Raw genomic sequence first — 15436 nt, 5'->3', positions numbered from 1 at the left:
CCGCGTCGCCGATATTCAATCCGGCCCGGCCCTGAAGCGCCGAGCCAACGCCTCGCGCTCGAAGTGCTCGGTGATGAAGTCGATAAAGGCCCGGGTCTTGGCCGGCATCAGCGTGCGACTGGGGTAGTAGAGGGAAATCACCCCCAGATCGACGTACCAATCCGGTAACAGCCGCACCAGTTCGCCACGTTCCAGCCAGGGCAGGGCGTCGGGCACCACCAGCAGGGTCACGCCCAGGCCGAGCAAGGCGGCCTCTCGCATGGCGACGGGATCATTGAAGATCATGGATTCGGCCAGTTGCACGGCGCATTCGTCCCCGGCGGCGTTGCGCAGCACGGTCTGGCGCACCCGGCCGGTGCGGCTGGCCCGCAGCACGATGTTGTCCAGGCCGGCCAGGTCCTCGGGCTGTCGGGGCAGGGCGCGTTCGGCCAGGTAGGCGGGGCTGGCGACGGCAATCAGGTGCGCGGGCGCCAGGGTGCGCGATACCACCCCGGGCGTCAGTGCGAAACCGCCTCCGATGGCCGCGTCGAAACCTTCGGCGATCAGGTCCACCGGACGGTTTTCGAAATGCCAGTCCGGACGGATCAGCGGGTAGCGGGCCAGCCATTGCGGCATCAACGGCAGTACCTGGCCGATGCCGAAACTTGGCGAGAGGCTGACGCGCAAGACGCCGGCCGGTTCGCCGCGCTCCGTGGTCACCGCACCAATGGCCGACTGCAGGGCGTGCAGGTTGCCACCGATGCTGGCCAGGAAATGTTCCCCCGTTTCGGTCAGGGACAGCTTACGGGTCGAGCGCTGGAACAGCCGCACCCCCAGGTTGCGCTCCAGCATCGCCACGTTGCGGCTCACGGCAGCGGGAGTGAGGGCAAGCAGCCGCGCGGCCGCCGAGAAACTGCCAGTTTCGGCGCTGCGGACAAAGCATTCGAGGTTGGCGAGGCTTTCCATGGCATGAACCTGATAGTAATGCTTGAAAATGATTCGCCGTATTACCGGCTAATCAGAAGGTAATGGCAAGGGCACCATGCACCTCAACGGCGGACATCACCGCCAGGCTTATCCAACCTTGAGGACACAAGACATGAGCAGCATCGACACCATCGGCATCATTGGCGCTGGCGCCATCGGCAGTGCTTTCGCCCGCGCCCTGGCCCGCCAGAACATCAACGTAGTGATTGCCAACAGCCGTGGCCCGCAAAGCCTGGCCGAACTTGTGGCTGACCTCGGTCCAAGCGTGCGCGCCGGCACCGTGGAGGAGGCCGCCGCCCAGCCGATGGTGCTGGTGGCGGTCAACTGGTCGAAGTTGGCCCAGGCGCTGGGCGGTCTGCCGGATTTTGCCGGACGCATCGTGATCGACGCCAACAACGCGATCGAAGTGCCGGGGTTCAAGGCCGTGGATCTCCAGGGCCGGGCCTCGACCGAGGTGTTCAGCGAGTGGGTGCCGGGCGCACGGGTGGTCAAGGCCTTCAATCATCTGCTGGCGCGCCTGCTGGAGGCAGACCCAACGTCCGAAGGCGGCAAGCGGGTGCTGTTCCTGACCGGTGACGACGCGCAGGCACGGAGTGAAGTCGCGCAGTTGATCGAGCGCCTGGGCTTTTTCGGCGTAGACCTGGGCCCCTTGAGTGTCGGCGCACGCTTGACCCAGTTCCCAGGCGGCCCGCTGCCGGTGCTGAACCTGGTCAAGTTCGACTGAGGCCGCGCCGTGTTCAGCGATCCCAGTAGGGCACTTCGCCAAAACACTCGAGGAAGAAATCGATGACCGTGCGGACCTTCACCGACAGGCGTCGACTGCCCGGCCAGAGGATGGCGATCTGTTGCGGTTCAAGGCTGTTGGAGGCCTGGTAATCCTGCAGCACCGGGACCAGCGTGCCATGACGCACGGCTTCGCCGATCAGCCACGACGGGAACATCACCAGCCCCAGGCCTTGTTCGGCGGCCTGGGTCAAGGTGTCGGCGTGGTTGCCGGTGATCGGGCCGCTGACGCTGTAGGGTGTCCAGGCCTGGCCCGGGCGGCGGAAGAACCAGCGCTGCTGACCGGTTACGCCCTTGTAGGCCAGGCACCGGTGGTGAACCAGGTCCTGGGGCTTGAGTGGTGCGCCGTGGCGGGCCAGGTAGGTCGGGCTGGCGGCGATCTGGAAGCGATGGGGCGCGAGGATGCGCGCCTGCATGCTCGAATCGTGCAGCGGACCGATACGGAACAGCAGGTCGGCGCCTTCCTGCAGTGGGTCGACGTAGCTGTCGGTCTGCTGGATCTCCAGTTGCAGCTTCGGATAACGCTCGCATAGCTGCCCCAACCACGGTGTCAGGTGGCGCTGGCCAAACACCACCGGCGCATTGATCCGCACCAGTCCGGACGGCTCGCTGTGTTGCTCCTGCAGCGCCTGTTCGGCTTCCTCCAGTTGCACCAGCAGCAGCCGTGCATGATGCCCCAACAGGCGGCCAGCCTCGGTGGGTGAAACGGCGCGGGTGTGGCGATAGAGCAACTGTTGGTTCAGGGCCTGTTCCATCAACTGGATCTGCCGGGAAATCGAAGACGGCGCCAGGCCTTCGCGCCGTGCGACTTCCGAAAAACTGCCGTGATCGAGCACCGCGACGAACAATCGCAATGCCTTGAAACCCAGTTCATTGAGGCCGTGCATGGGGTGGGCTTCCTGTGCGTATTGCGCAAAAGTGTTGTCGGGATACTCACATTTATTGCACAGCGACACCAGCCGATAATGCCGGCCCTCTTTCAAGTGAACAGGTTCTGATCATGCAAACATCTTCACTCAGCGAGGCCGCGCCGGTATCGACGCCCGCCAGACCCCGGGCATTGCTGCGCTGGCTATTACTGCCCCTGGTGATCCTGGCCGGCATGGGCTTGTCGGTGGAAGCCGGCCTGCTCGGGCCGCTCGGGGCCCAGGTCGGGCATCTGTGGGCCACGCTGAGCATCTTCGGCGTCGGTTCGGCGATTCTTTTCCTGCTGTTGTTGCTCAGTGGCCGGCAGCGAGGCCCAGCCTTGCATGAGTTGCCACGCTGGCAATTGATCGGCGGTTTCCTCGGTCCGATCTATGTGGTCGTGCTGACACTCGCCACGCCGCACATCGGCATCGCCATGACCATGGTCGCGATTCTCTCCGGCCAGGTGGGTAAAAGTGTCCTGATCGATCATTTCGGCTGGTTCGGCACGGCCCGCAAGCGGGTCAATGGCGAACGCTGGCTGGCGTTGGCCTTGATTGTCGTTGCCCTTGTCCTGATTGCCCGAGGTTGAACATGAACCGGTTTGTTTTGTTGCTGCTGGTGGTCGCGGCCGGTGCGGTGTTGAGTGTGCAGGCGGCGATCAACGGGCGCCTGGGCCAGACGGTCGGTGTGTTGCGCAGCAGCTTGCTGACGTTCACGGTGGGCACGGTGACCACCGGGCTGCTGATCGTGTTTTTCGAACCGGCCCACGGGTTGACGCTGTTGGACATGCCGAAATGGCAACTCAGCGGGGCCTTGTTCGGTGTCGTGTACATGATGGTGATGGTGGGCGCGGTGCCCAGGGTCGGCACGGCCGTGGCCACCGTGGCGGTCATCGTCGGGCAACTGGGCATGGGCATGCTGATCGACAACTTCGGCTGGCTGGGCAACCCGGCCATCGAATTGTCCGGCAGCCGAGTCTTCGCCATGGCCTGCCTGGCATTGGCGCTGGTGTTCATGTATCGCAGCAATGCCCGTCAGGCCTGAACGGTTCAGTCGGGTTCCACGTTGAGTTGCAGACTGCCATCGGCCAGGCGTTCAGTACTGCGCACGATGCCGCTCAGGCGCCGGCCCTCGGCGCTGAACACCACGATCTCGGCCTTGTCCAGGTCGTCCGGCATCGGCGGTTGAACGTGCAGCGCGAACCATACCGGCTTGTCCTCGTCGAGGCGCTGGACGGCGTATTGGCAGTCGATACTTTTGGTCTGGCGGCCGAACAGGGTGTCGAGACCGTAGTCCAGGTGAGTGCTGTCGGCGGCGGAGGGTGTGAGAGGCATCGGCGGTCTCCTGGGGCGCGCGGTTGATGTTCAAATGATCCTGCCCGGGAGGGAAAATTCCATTGGCTGAGCCGTTGGGAACAGCCCTGGTGCTCAGCTCGATAGCCCCGTGGCGAGGGAGCTTGCTCCCGCTCGGGTGCGCAGCAGCCGCAAAGAGCCAGGGGCCGCTGCGCAGCCCAGCGGGAGCAAGCTCCCTCGCCACGGAGGAGAAATCAGAGGCCAGGCACGCCGTTCTTCCACGCCGACCAGTTCTTCACAATGTCCTGCACCAGCGGGTTGCCGGTGCGGAACAGGTTTTCCAACGCAGGGACGAACGCGCCCTGGTCGGCGTACTTGAGCAGGTTATCCACTTCATTGCCACCGGGCTCGGGGCGGTCGAAGTCGGACCCGGCCCGCAGCACTGCCAGCCGGTTGATGTCCACCCGACCTTCACGGCTGGCCCGTAGCAAGGCCTCGTAAGTCGAGTTGTCTTCCTGTTGGGTCGTGCAGTAGACGCCTTTGTTGTCGGTGAGCAGGCGGGTCCAGACTTCGGCACGCTCGCTCAGGCGCGTGCCGGAGAACCAAGTGTTGCCGGCCAGGGTGTCACAGCGGGTCACCACCGGCGGCTGGTTGGCCGGGGCATACGGATACTTCAAGCGCCAGGCTGCCGACTCCTTGCTTTCGGCCAGGGTCACCTGCTGGCTGAGGGCAAAGGCCTTGGCTTGCAGGGCCGGGTTGAGTTCGAAGACTTCTGTCTTGTAGTCCAGCGGCGGCTTTTCGTTCGGCCCCTTGGTGTTGATGCCCAGGTAGCCGGTGGGCCAGTCCTTGGGCGCATCCCGCGAATCCAGCTCCCATTGAGTACCGAACTCCACCAGGTAATGGGCCCAGGCGGTTGTGCCGAGCGTGCCGTGGTGCGGGTTGATGCCGGCGATCCCGGCCACCAGGAAATAGCTCTTGCGCAGGTCGACGGTCGGGGAGAGCGCCAGGGCCAGGGTCGAGGCCGCCGCGTTGGTCTGGCCCATGCCGGTGATCAACAGACAGACCCGTTCGGCATTGCAGCGGATCGTCGGGTACTCGGCGGACAGCCCCGGTACACGGATTTCATCCTTGAGCTGCAAACGTTCGATCCAGTTCTGCGCTTCGGGGGCGAACATGGTGATCAGCATCACTTTGGGTTGAAGTGGCGGTGCGGCCCCGGCGCTTGCCGCGAAGAGTGCAGTACTTGCCAGGCCGATTGAAGCAAACAGGCGATTGATCATGTGTTCGTGACCTCCATGGATTCGAAAGGGTGCTGCGACGATGTGCTCAGAATTGATAGCCGACCCCGGCGTAATACCCCCACCCATCGGAGCGGGCGCGGAAGTTGCCCTCGCCAAAGTTGAGTTCGCTGCCATCCTGCCAGTTGCCGCCGTTGTGGAAGTAGCGGCCCACCAGAGTGAAGCGCACGTGGGTGAACGCGTACAGCAAGACATTGGTGGCGACCGTGGCGTTGGCGGTGCGGGCCGGGTTGTCCTTGTGCAGGTCCGAACCGAAGTCGAAGTTGGTGAAGCCAATGTACGTCAGCGAGGCACCATTGCTGAACTGGCTGATCGGCACGATGTACTTGAGTTGAGCGCGGTAGCCGTCCCAGGAATATTCATTGCTGGCGCCATAGTTTTCCCATTGATAACGGCCATAGAGGTTGGCCGACAAGTTGACCCTCGAGTGCGTGTCAATGTCGGTGCCCAGGCCGCTGTACAAGGTGTTCGCGCGATTGGCGCTGTTGCTGCCGTGATCGTAGATCCAGTCGAACGCCACATACCATTCCTTGAACGGCCCGATGGCCAGGCTGCGGCCGGCCAGGTAGTCGATGGAAACCCGCGGTTCGTGTTCCATGAACACGGGTGAGCCGTGGTCCCACGCACCTTTGTCGTGGCTGTTGCCAATGTTGAAAATCTTCGGGATGTCGACGTAGCCATAGAGCTCGAAGGGCCCCTTGCGTCCGAAGTATTCATATTCCAGATAGATATCGTCGACCGGTTGCGGGCCGAAGCTGATGTCCTTGCTGCCGATGAGCGTCAGGTCCTGGTTGTACCAGTCCGACAGGTAGGCGCCTTTTTTCGATGGGGTGGCTTCTGGACTGAGGGCTTCGCCTTGGGCGGACGCCTCGGTGGGTTGGGCATGGGTCGTGGTGCTGAGTAGTCCGGTAACGGCGGTCAGTAGCAGGGTGGTTGCCCATACGCCGGGCGTGGCGCGACACCGGGAAGTGAAGTGCATGGAAAGTCCTTGTTCGTGCGGGCCGAAGCCCGGGTTCCGTGATTGAAAAAAATCGTCGATCCGCTGGCGATGATCGAATGCGCAAACGTTTGCACATCCCATACCAGTTTTTCGCAGTGGCTTGAAAATCTTGGGTTTAAGGCGGTTTTCCTGTCCTTTTGGTCAGGCCTGGTGCGCCGAATGCTTTACGCTCGCTTGAAGCAGCACCAAAGTGTTGCACGGGCGAATGCTCGGCACGGCACTGAGTCGGCGGCGTTGCTGTTAGAATCGATCCCCTTGATTGACCGGAGAGATGCCCATGAGCGAGCCGATTCGCCTGACCCAGTACAGCCACGGCGCCGGTTGCGGCTGCAAGATTTCGCCCCAGGTCCTGGAAGTGATCCTGGCCGGCAGCGGTGCGCAGAACCTCGATCCCAAGCTGTGGGTCGGCAATGCTTCTCGCGACGACGCCGCGGTGTATGCCATCGACGAAGAGCGTGGGGTGGTCTCGACCACCGATTTTTTCATGCCGATTGTCGATGATCCCTTCGATTTCGGTCGCATCGCCGCCACCAATGCCATCAGCGACATCTACGCCATGGGCGGCGATCCGCTGATGGCCATCGCGATTCTTGGCTGGCCGGTCAACGTATTGGCCCCGGAAATTGCCCGGGAAGTGATTCGCGGCGGTCGTTCCGTGTGTGACGAGGCCGGTATTCCCCTGGCGGGCGGGCATTCGATCGACGCGCCCGAGCCGATCTTCGGCCTGGCGGTCACGGGCCTGGTGCAAAAGCGTCATATGAAACGCAACGACACGGCCACCGTCGGTTGCCGCCTGTACCTGACCAAGCCCCTGGGCATCGGCATCCTCACCACGGCGGAAAAGAAAGGCAAGCTGCGCGCCGCCGATGTTGGCCTGGCCCGTGACTGGATGTGCACCCTCAATAAACCCGGCAGCCGCTTCGGCAAGCTCGATGGCGTGACGGCGATGACTGACGTCACCGGTTTCGGCCTGCTCGGGCACCTGGTGGAAATGGCCGACGGCAGCCAGTTGACCGCGCATATCCGCTATGACGCGGTGCCGCGTCTGCCGGGCGTCGAATACTACCTCGACCTGGGCTGTGTGCCGGGCGGTACGCTGCGCAACTACGACAGCTACGCCAGCAAGGTCGGTCGGGTCCAGGAACTGCACAAGCGAGTGCTGTGCGACCCGCAGACCAGCGGCGGCCTGTTGATTGCCGTCACCCCCGAAGGCGAGGACGAGTTCCTGCGGGTGGCCACTGAACTCGGCCTTGCACTGGAGCCCATCGGCGAGTTGGTCGAGCGACAGCGTTACGCGGTCGAGGTGTCTTGATGAGCCATGACATCACCGATTACCGCGACATCTTCCTCCATGACCGACCGATGATGGACACGCGCGCGCCCGTCGAATTCATCAAGGGCGCTTTCCCCGGCGTGGTCAATTTGCCGTTGATGACCGACAACGAACGGCAACGTGTCGGGACCTGCTACAAACAACAGGGGCAACAGGCCGCCATCGTCCTGGGGCATCAATTGGTGTCCGGTGAGACCAAGGCCCAGCGCATCCAGGCTTGGGCGGCGTTCGCCAAGGCCCATCCCGACGGTCTGCTGTATTGCTTTCGCGGCGGCTTGCGTTCGCAGATCGTCCAGCAATGGCTCAAGGACGAAGCGGGCATCGACTATCCTCGGGTCGGTGGTGGCTACAAGGCCATGCGCACGTTCTTGCTGGACACCGTCGAACAGGCGGTCGCCGAGTGCGACCTGGTGCTGCTGGGCGGCATGACCGGTACCGGCAAGACCGAAGCGCTGGGCCAACTGGGCAACAGCCTGGACCTGGAAGGGTATGCCAACCATCGCGGTTCGAGCTTCGGCAAACGCGCCACCGGCCAGCCTTCCAACATCGATTTTGAAAATCGCCTGGCGGTGGATGTGCTGAAAAAACGCGCCGCCGGCATCGAGCAGTTTGTGCTGGAAGATGAGAGCCGCGCGGTCGGCAGCTGCGCCTTGCCACTGTCCTTGTACCAGCGCATGCAGCAGGTTCCGATGGTCTGGCTGGAAGACAGCCTGGAGCGCCGGGTCGAACGGATCCTGCAGGATTACGTCATCGACCTGTGTGGAGAATTTGTCGCGGTACATGGCGACGAAGGTTTTTCGCTGTTTTCCGAGCGATTGCTGGCAAGCCTGGACAACATCCACAAACGCCTGGGTGGCGACCGTCATCGGCGCTTGAAGGACATCCTGGAAACAGCCCTGGCCGAGCAGGCCCGCAGCGGCGCCGTCGACGTGCATCGCGGTTGGATCGAGGGTTTGCTGCGTGAGTATTACGACCCGATGTACGTGTTCCAGCGGGAAAAGAAGGGCTTGCGGATCGAGTTCTCGGGAGAGCAGGCGGCGGTGCTGGAGTATTTGCGCGAGCGGGCGGCCTCGGTACGGTGACCTGTGGGAGCGAGCTTGCTCGCGATGGCGGCGACACAGGCACCCTTGAGGCAAGCTGACCCACCGCTATCGCGAGCAAGCTCGCTCCCACACGGATGATCAGGTCGGACAGGTTTGCTGGCCATTGTCCAAACCTTGCTTGTAGCTCTGGCTGGTGAGGCTGGCCTTGCCGTTGTGCCAGGTCAGGGTCAGCACATACAGCGAATCGAAGTCCCCGGAGGCCCAGTCTTCGGTAATGGTCTGCTCCTTGCCCACCGCCTCACCGGCGACCTTGTTGATCAGCTCCGGCAGGTAGCCATGGGACCAGGCGGTATAGATGGTGGAGTTGTGGTACTTGTCGTGCAGCAACTCGTCAGCCAGGTCGCTGGTGTCGTTGGCTGAAAAATTGATGTTTACCGGCAGCCCGAGCTTGATGGCGCTGGGGCTGATGGTCATCAGCGGGCGAATATAGCTGTAGGAGTTGTCCAGCTCACCCTCTTCGACATTGCGGGTCGGGTTGGCCGCGAACACGTAGTCGGCCTTGCCGAATTTTTCCGGCAGCAGGGTGGCCAGGTCGATGGCGCGGTTGAGGCCCTGGCAGTTGAGCTGGCCCAGGCCACCGGCGGGTTTCTCGGCGTGGCGCAGGAACACCAGGGTCTGGACGCCGTCGGCTGGCTGGGCGCGGCTGACGCTGGATTCCAGCGACAGCACCAGGCCACAGACCACAAGCAGCGTTGGCAGCATCAGCCACGAACGGTGTTTGAAGCGTCTGGCGAAATTCAGTGGGTTCATCATCGAATAATAGTCTTCAGCACGCTTGAGTCAGGCTGACAAACCCTGGCACCGCGAAGCGCTTGGCCTCGGGTGTTTTCCCTGTCGTTACGCCTCGTCGGTTCTTCGGAGGCATTGCTCAGAGTCCCTTCGAGCGCTTTGGTTCGATTCCGGTGCACTGTAGCGATCTCCGTCAGGAGATGGGACGAACGTTAACGACAGGATGTTGCTGAATTAAGAAGGGACGACGTGAATTCTGTGACGGGCAGTGGTGTCGTCCCCAACATCTTGGATTATCCTCGGGGTTTTCTTCATTTCCGAGCCGACCCCATGCCCGACTTGACGCCACACCTCATCACCCAGAAATGGCCCGCCCAATACCCGGAGTGGATCCAGCTCTACTCCCTGCCAACCCCCAACGGCGTGAAGGTTTCGATCATGCTGGAAGAGATCGGCCTGCCGTACGAGCCCCACAAAGTGGACTTCGCCAGCAACGACCAGCTGTCGCCCGAGTTCCTGTCCCTGAACCCCAACAACAAGATCCCGGCGATTCTCGATCCCCATGGGCCGGGGGACCAGCCGTTGGCGTTGTTCGAGTCGGGGGCGATCCTGATTTATCTGGCGGACAAGAGCGGACAGTTGCTGGCCCAGGAGTCGGCGGCGCGCTACGAGACGATCCAGTGGCTGATGTTCCAGATGGGTGGGATCGGGCCCATGTTCGGGCAGTTGGGGTTCTTCAACAAGTTCGCTGGCAAGGACTACGAGGACAAGCGGCCACGGGATCGTTATGTCGAGGAAAGCAGGCGCCTGCTCAAGGTGCTCGATGGCCGTCTGCAAGGGCGGGACTGGATCATGGGCGAGCGCTACACCATTGCCGATATCGCCACGTTTCCCTGGGTGCGCAACTTGATCGGTTTTTATGAAGCCGGTGATTTGGTGGGTATCCAGAACTTCCCCAATGTGACGCGGGTATTGGAGCGCTTCCTGGCGCGACCGGCCGTGGCCCGTGGGTTGAAGATTCCGGAATGAGCAAACCGACGACCCGCCGATTCGATTACAAGCAACTGGATGTATTCAGCGACGTACCGCTCAAGGGTAATCCGCTGGCGGTGGTGCTGGGGGCCGATGGGCTCAGTGACTCGCGCATGGCCGCTTTTGCCAACTGGACCAACCTCAGCGAAACCACGTTCCTGCTGGCGCCGCAGCACCCGGAAGCCGATTACCGGGTGCGTATTTTCACCACGTCCACCGAGTTGCCGTTTGCCGGGCATCCGACCCTGGGCAGTTGTCACGCCTGGCTGGAAGCCGGAGGCGTGCCCAAAGGGCAGGAGATCGTGCAGGAGTGCGGTGTCGGCCTGGTCAGGGTGCGCCGCAGCGATCATGGGTTGGCGTTCCTTGCGCCGCCCTTGCTCAAGTCCGGCCCGCTGGAGGCCGAGCTGCTGGAGCGGGTGCGCAAGGGGCTGGGGCTCGCAGCGCAGGCGATTGTCGAGGCGCAATGGGTCGATAATGGTGCCGGCTGGCTGGCGGTGATGCTCAAGGATCGCCAGCAAGTCCTGACGCTTGAGCCGGATTACCCGCAGTTGCTGGATCTGGCCGTGGGCGTGGTTGCACCCTGGGATCGGGCCGTGGATGGCGATGAGGCCCACTTCGAAGTGCGCGGCTTTATCGCCGGGGATGGCATGCCCGAGGATCCGGCCACCGGTAGCCTGAACGCCGGGCTTGCCCAATGGATGCTGGGCAAAGGGCTGGCGCCTGCGTCCTACGTGGTCAGCCAGGGGCTGACGATGGGCCGGGCCGGGCGAATTCATGTCGAGCAGTTGGGAGAAGAGGTTTGGATTGGTGGTGCCGTCGTGACGTGCATCAATGGCTCGCTGACCGTGTGAGGCGATTATTACCCGGCTGGTAACACTCTGTTTTCCAGCTGGCGTTTGTGCCCTGGCTGGCCTGGGCATAAGCTTCGCTCCCTGTGATCGAATACCATTTTTTTGCCCAGGAGTCCCATGTCCAGCCAGTTCCCCGAAGCACGTCCACGCCGCCTGCGTCGCAATGCAAGCCTGCGCAGCCTGTTCCAGGAAACCGAGTTCACCTTGAACGATCTGGTGCTGCCGATTTTCGTCGAAGAAGAAATCGATGATTTTGTACCGATCAAGAGCATGCCCGGCGTGGTGCGCATCCCGGAGTCGAAGCTGGCCGGTGAGATCGAACGCTATGCCCGTGCTGGCATCAAGTCGGTGATGACCTTTGGCGTGTCCCATCACCTGGACAACGAGGGCAGCGACACCTGGCGCGAGCGCGGTCTGGTGTCACGCATGGCCGGGATCTGCAAGGACGCGGTGCCGGAAATGATCGTGATGTCCGACACCTGCTTCTGTGAATACACCGACCATGGTCACTGCGGCGTGCTCCACGGCGATGAAGTGGACAACGACCGGACCTTGATCAACCTGGGCAAGCAAGCCGTGGCGGCGGCCCGCGCCGGTGCCGATGTGATCGCGCCGTCGGCGGCCATGGACGGCCAGGTCCAGGCGATTCGCAAGGCTTTGGATGAAGCCGGTTTCAGCCAGACGGCGATCATGGCCTATTCCACCAAATTCGCCTCGGCGCTGTATGGGCCGTTCCGCGAAGCCGGCGGCAGCGCACTGAAAGGTGACCGCAAGAGCTACCAGATGAACCCGATGAACCGCCGCGAAGCCTTGCGTGAATCCCTGCTCGATGAGCAAGAGGGTGCCGATGCGCTGATGGTCAAGCCGGCCGGTGCCTACCTCGACATCATCCGCGATATTCGCCAGGCTTCGAATCTGCCGTTGTCGGCTTACCAGGTCAGTGGCGAATACGCGATGATCAAATTCGCCGCCCAGGCCGGCGCCATCGACGAAGCCCGTGTGGTCCGCGAGAGCCTTGGCGCAATCAAGCGGGCGGGGGCAGACCTGATCTTCACCTACTTCGCCATGGACCTGGCGCTGAGTGGGATCTGATCCTGCGTTCCTTCTACTTGCCTCAGTGGTGACTGTACCGCCGTCATCGCGAGCAAGCTCGCTCCCACATGGGTTTTTGTGTTGGACGGAAGATCCGGGTACACCGCCATTCTCCTGTGGGAGCGAGCTTGCTCGCGATAGCGGTGTGTCAGCTTGCATCGAGGGTGCCTGTGTCGCCGCTATCGCTAGCAGGCTCGCTCCCACATTGGGCATAGCCCGCATCCACTTTTGATCGTATGGTTGCTCCGGAATAACGAACGCGATGGAGCACCATGCAATTCAACCCATTGATGATCAGCCTCGCGGCGTTGCTGGCCCTGGCCGGTTGCGGCAGCCGTCAGTTGCAGGAGCCCGAGCGCCAGCCCGCTGAGGTCAAGAAGCAGATCGTGCAGTTGTTGCCGGCCAAGACGGTGGATCGTGAAGGCTGGGCGACTGATATTTACGTGGCCTTTGCGGCCCAGCAGATCCCGTCCACGACGCAGAATATCTGTGCGGTCCTGGCGGTGACCGAGCAGGAGTCGACGTTCCAGGCCGACCCGCCGGTGCCGGGGCTGGGCAAGATCGCTCGTCAGGAGATCAACCGCCGTGCGGCGAAGGTGCACATTCCGGAGCTGTTGGTCAGCGGCGCGCTCCAGGTGCGTTCGCCCAATGGCAAAAACTACAGCGATCGGCTCGACGCGGCCCGTAGCGAGAAAGAGCTGAGCGGGATTTTCGATGATTTCATCGGCATGGTGCCGCTGGGCAAGACCCTGTTCGGCGGTTTCAATCCGGTGCACACGGGTGGGCCGATGCAGGTCAGTATCGCGTTTGCCCAGGCCCATGCGCGGGATTATCCCTACACGGTGGATGGCTCGATTCGTCGCGAAGTGTTCAGTCGCCGTGGTGGGATGTATTTCGGTATCGCGCATTTGCTGGGCTATCCGGTGAACTATACCGAGCCGTTGTATCGTTTCGCCGATTTCAATGCCGGGTGGTACGCCAGTCGCAACGCGGCTTTCCAGCATGGGGTGAGTGTAGCGTCGGGCATTTCCCTGGCGCTGGATGGCGATCTGGTTGCCCATGATTCAATCATGCCGGGCAGCACGGAGCTGGCGGTACGCACGCTGGGCAAGTCGTTGGGAATGCGCAACCCGACCATTCGCGATCAATTGGAGCAGGGCGACAGCCTGGCGTTCGAGGACAGCAAGCTCTACAAGCGTGTGTTCGAACTGGCTGAGCGGGCCGAGGGCAAGCCGTTGCCGCGGGCGGTATTGCCGGGGATCGTGCTCAAGAGCCCGAAAATCACGCGCAAGCTGACCACAGCGTGGTTTGCCAAGCGGGTGGATGAGCGTTATCAGCGCTGCATGGCGCGGGCGGCGGGGCGCTAGCCAGGCGTTGAAACATGAAAAAGCCCGGCGGATGAGGCCGGGCTTTTACTGTGATGGGTTGGGTTTGGAGGTGTTCTGGAGCGGTGTGTCGGGTGAGCTGCGCGGCGGCTGGCTTGAACGTTGCGGCCGCTGCGCGCCCGAGCGGGAGCAAGCTCCCTCGCCACGGGGTGTGTTGCACATGATTTGCGATATTTTCAGGCATTGCAGTCAAGCAACTCATGCGCGGTTTTCGATCAGACGATCGGAGCCACCTTCGGCGACGCGGCGTTCCAGCAGGCGATCGGAACCGCCTTCAGCGACACGGTTCTCGATCAGGCGGTCAGAGCCACCTTCGGCGACACGGCGTTCCAGCAGGCGATCGGAGCCACCTTCAGCGACACGGTTTTCGATCAGGCGATCAGAGCCACCTTCAGCGACACGGCGTTCCAGCAGGCGATCAGAGCCACCTTCAGCGACACGGCGTTCCAGCAGGCGATCAGAGCCACCTTCAGCGACACGGCGTTCCAGCAGGCGGTCGGAGCCACCTTCAGCGACACGGCGTTCCAGCAGGCGATCGGCACCACCTTCGGCGACGCGGTTTTCGATCAGGCGATCAGAGCCACCTTCAGCGACGCGACGTTCCAGCAGGCGATCGGCACCACCTTCAGCGACGCGGTTTTCGATCAGGCGATCAGAACCGCCTTCGGCGACGACGGGTTGCGAGGAGGCGGCAAATACGTTGGCGGCCAGTACGGAGAAAGCGAGGCTGAGGATGACTTGGCGTTTCATGATGGTGTGCTCCGGGGGTGCAGTGGTTTGTGTGGGGCCATTGTTGTCCCGGGCGATCATCAAGAGAACTTCATTGGCATGATGGTGAACATCGACGGCAGTGATAGCTCGTCAGTCCCATCGATGTCGAAGCTGAGCCGCAACGTGCGCGTCGTCCTCCGGGTGGAACACAGCCAGGTTTGTGGGCTCTACCGGGTAAACCACAGGCAGGAGGCAAGTTCATGTACCAGTTATTCGGTTACAGGCAATCCGGTTCTGCGGCGGTGGAGATTGCCCTGGACCTTTGTGATGTGGCGTATCGGCGGGTCGATGCCTATTCGACCCAGGACAACGACGCCGCGAAAGCGCTCGAGGCACTCAACCCTCAGAAGCAGGTCCCGACCTTGCAGTTGCCGGACGGCTCGGTGCTGACCGAAGCGGCGGCGATCCTGATTCACCTCGGGCTGACCTTTCCGGCCTCGAAGCTGCTCCCTGATGACGCAACCCAGCGTGCCCAAGCCATACGGGGGCTGGTCTATATCGCAGCCAATTGCTACACGCCCATCGGCATCATCGATTTTCCGGAACGCTGGTTGGACGATGCGGACGATGCGGACGAAGCGACTCGGCAGCGCTTGGTAGCGGGCACCCAGCAGCGGCTGTACCGCAACTGGGCGCTGTTTGCCGATCAGTTCCCGGCCCAGCCTTTCCTTGGCGGTGCCGAGCCGGGGGCGATGGATATCCTGGCGGCCGTGATCACGAAGTGGAGAAACACGCGGGAGGCAATGCTCAACGCCCGTCCGGCGTTCTACGGATTGTTGGAGCGTATCGACCACCATCCGCGCGTTGCACCGATGCTGTCGTTGCATTGGCCTTCGTAGGCGCTGCCGAGCGAAGCGAGGCTGCGATCTTTGCGCTAACGCTGGAATCTCAA

Annotated in this window: 17 protein-coding genes; 10 read left to right on the top strand and 7 right to left on the bottom strand. The window is 62.5% G+C overall.

From position 1 onward, the window contains the following. Window positions 1-15 precede the first annotated feature (15 nt). A complete protein-coding gene (locus AO356_RS01435) occupies window positions 16-945 on the bottom strand; it encodes a LysR family transcriptional regulator (protein WP_060738270.1) in 930 nt (309 codons plus the stop codon). A 142-nt stretch (window positions 946-1087) separates the two neighbouring features. Between AO356_RS01435 and AO356_RS01430 the strand changes: the two genes are divergently transcribed. Continuing rightward, a complete protein-coding gene (locus AO356_RS01430; RefSeq protein WP_060743050.1) occupies window positions 1088-1690 on the top strand; it encodes an NADPH-dependent F420 reductase in 603 nt (200 codons plus the stop codon). Between the two features lie 13 nt (window positions 1691-1703). On the opposite strand, the gene AO356_RS01425 is transcribed toward AO356_RS01430, so the two are convergent. Next, window positions 1704-2636 carry a LysR family transcriptional regulator gene (locus tag AO356_RS01425; protein ID WP_060738269.1) on the bottom strand — a complete coding sequence of 311 codons (933 nt, stop codon included), beginning with the start codon at window positions 2634-2636 and terminating at the stop codon, window positions 1704-1706. 113 nt (window positions 2637-2749) lie between these two features. On the opposite strand from AO356_RS01425, the gene AO356_RS01420 reads away from it, so the two are divergent. Together AO356_RS01420 and AO356_RS01415 are read left to right on the top strand one after the other, a co-directional pair. Next, on the top strand, window positions 2750-3247 hold the full coding sequence (locus AO356_RS01420) for a DMT family transporter (protein WP_060738268.1): 498 nt from the start codon (window positions 2750-2752) through the stop codon (window positions 3245-3247). Between the two features lie 2 nt (window positions 3248-3249). Continuing rightward, window positions 3250-3702, top strand: a complete 453-nt coding sequence (locus AO356_RS01415) for a DMT family transporter (RefSeq protein WP_060738267.1) — start codon at window positions 3250-3252, stop codon at window positions 3700-3702. 5 nt (window positions 3703-3707) lie between these two features. On the opposite strand, the gene AO356_RS01410 is transcribed toward AO356_RS01415, so the two are convergent. The 3 genes from AO356_RS01410 to AO356_RS01400 all read right to left on the bottom strand — a co-directional run bounded on the left by AO356_RS01410 (window position 3708) and on the right by AO356_RS01400 (window position 6227). Then, window positions 3708-3992, bottom strand: coding sequence for a hypothetical protein (locus AO356_RS01410; RefSeq protein WP_060738266.1), 285 nt, complete (start codon window positions 3990-3992; stop codon window positions 3708-3710). Between the two features lie 212 nt (window positions 3993-4204). Further along, complete coding sequence (locus tag AO356_RS01405) at window positions 4205-5230, bottom strand: purine-nucleoside phosphorylase (RefSeq protein ID WP_060738265.1); 1026 nt, start codon at window positions 5228-5230, stop codon at window positions 4205-4207. Window positions 5231-5276: 46 nt separating this feature from the next. Continuing rightward, a complete protein-coding gene (locus AO356_RS01400; protein WP_060738264.1) occupies window positions 5277-6227 on the bottom strand; it encodes a nucleoside-specific channel-forming protein Tsx in 951 nt (316 codons plus the stop codon). A gap of 298 nt (window positions 6228-6525) precedes the next feature. On the opposite strand from AO356_RS01400, the gene selD reads away from it, so the two are divergent. Together selD and mnmH are read left to right on the top strand one after the other, a co-directional pair. Further along, window positions 6526-7560, top strand: a complete 1035-nt coding sequence (gene selD, locus AO356_RS01395; RefSeq protein WP_060738263.1) for a selenide, water dikinase SelD — start codon at window positions 6526-6528, stop codon at window positions 7558-7560. Then, window positions 7560-8663, top strand: coding sequence for a tRNA 2-selenouridine(34) synthase MnmH (gene mnmH, locus AO356_RS01390; protein ID WP_060738262.1), 1104 nt, complete (start codon window positions 7560-7562; stop codon window positions 8661-8663). Before selD ends, mnmH begins: the two co-directional genes overlap by 1 nt. Before the next feature lie 99 nt (window positions 8664-8762). On the opposite strand, the gene AO356_RS01385 is transcribed toward mnmH, so the two are convergent. Beyond that, the gene (locus AO356_RS01385; protein ID WP_060738261.1) at window positions 8763-9437 is read right to left on the bottom strand and encodes a hypothetical protein; all 675 of its coding nucleotides are present in this window, start codon (window positions 9435-9437) and stop codon (window positions 8763-8765) included. 306 nt (window positions 9438-9743) lie between these two features. Between AO356_RS01385 and AO356_RS01380 the strand changes: the two genes are divergently transcribed. The 4 genes from AO356_RS01380 (at window position 9744) to AO356_RS01365 (ending at window position 13755) form a co-directional block, all read left to right on the top strand. After that, the gene (locus tag AO356_RS01380) at window positions 9744-10442 is read left to right on the top strand and encodes a glutathione S-transferase family protein (RefSeq protein ID WP_060738260.1); all 699 of its coding nucleotides are present in this window, start codon (window positions 9744-9746) and stop codon (window positions 10440-10442) included. Continuing rightward, entirely contained in the window at window positions 10439-11296 is an 858-nt protein-coding gene (locus AO356_RS01375; protein ID WP_060738259.1) for a PhzF family phenazine biosynthesis protein, read from the top strand. The genes AO356_RS01380 and AO356_RS01375 overlap by 4 nt, the downstream gene beginning before the upstream one ends. Window positions 11297-11413: 117 nt before the next feature. Further along, entirely contained in the window at window positions 11414-12388 is a 975-nt protein-coding gene (gene hemB, locus AO356_RS01370) for a porphobilinogen synthase (RefSeq protein ID WP_060738258.1), read from the top strand. Between the two features lie 272 nt (window positions 12389-12660). Beyond that, window positions 12661-13755 (top strand): DUF1615 domain-containing protein, encoded by a 1095-nt coding sequence (locus AO356_RS01365; RefSeq protein WP_060738257.1) that lies wholly within the window; start codon window positions 12661-12663, stop codon window positions 13753-13755. Between the two features lie 216 nt (window positions 13756-13971). On the opposite strand, the gene AO356_RS01360 is transcribed toward AO356_RS01365, so the two are convergent. Beyond that, window positions 13972-14523 carry a hypothetical protein gene (locus tag AO356_RS01360; RefSeq protein WP_060743049.1) on the bottom strand — a complete coding sequence of 184 codons (552 nt, stop codon included), beginning with the start codon at window positions 14521-14523 and terminating at the stop codon, window positions 13972-13974. A gap of 221 nt (window positions 14524-14744) precedes the next feature. Here AO356_RS01360 and AO356_RS01355 point away from each other — a divergent pair, with 221 nt between their 5' ends. Beyond that, window positions 14745-15383 (top strand): glutathione S-transferase family protein, encoded by a 639-nt coding sequence (locus tag AO356_RS01355; RefSeq protein WP_060738256.1) that lies wholly within the window; start codon window positions 14745-14747, stop codon window positions 15381-15383. Window positions 15384-15436: the final 53 nt, after the last annotated feature.

The organism is Pseudomonas fluorescens (assembly GCF_001307275.1).
Taxonomy (GTDB): domain Bacteria; phylum Pseudomonadota; class Gammaproteobacteria; order Pseudomonadales; family Pseudomonadaceae; genus Aquipseudomonas; species Aquipseudomonas fluorescens_AA.
Note: the sequence above shows the minus strand (reverse complement) of the source record. Positions and strands in the feature narration are given on the sequence as shown.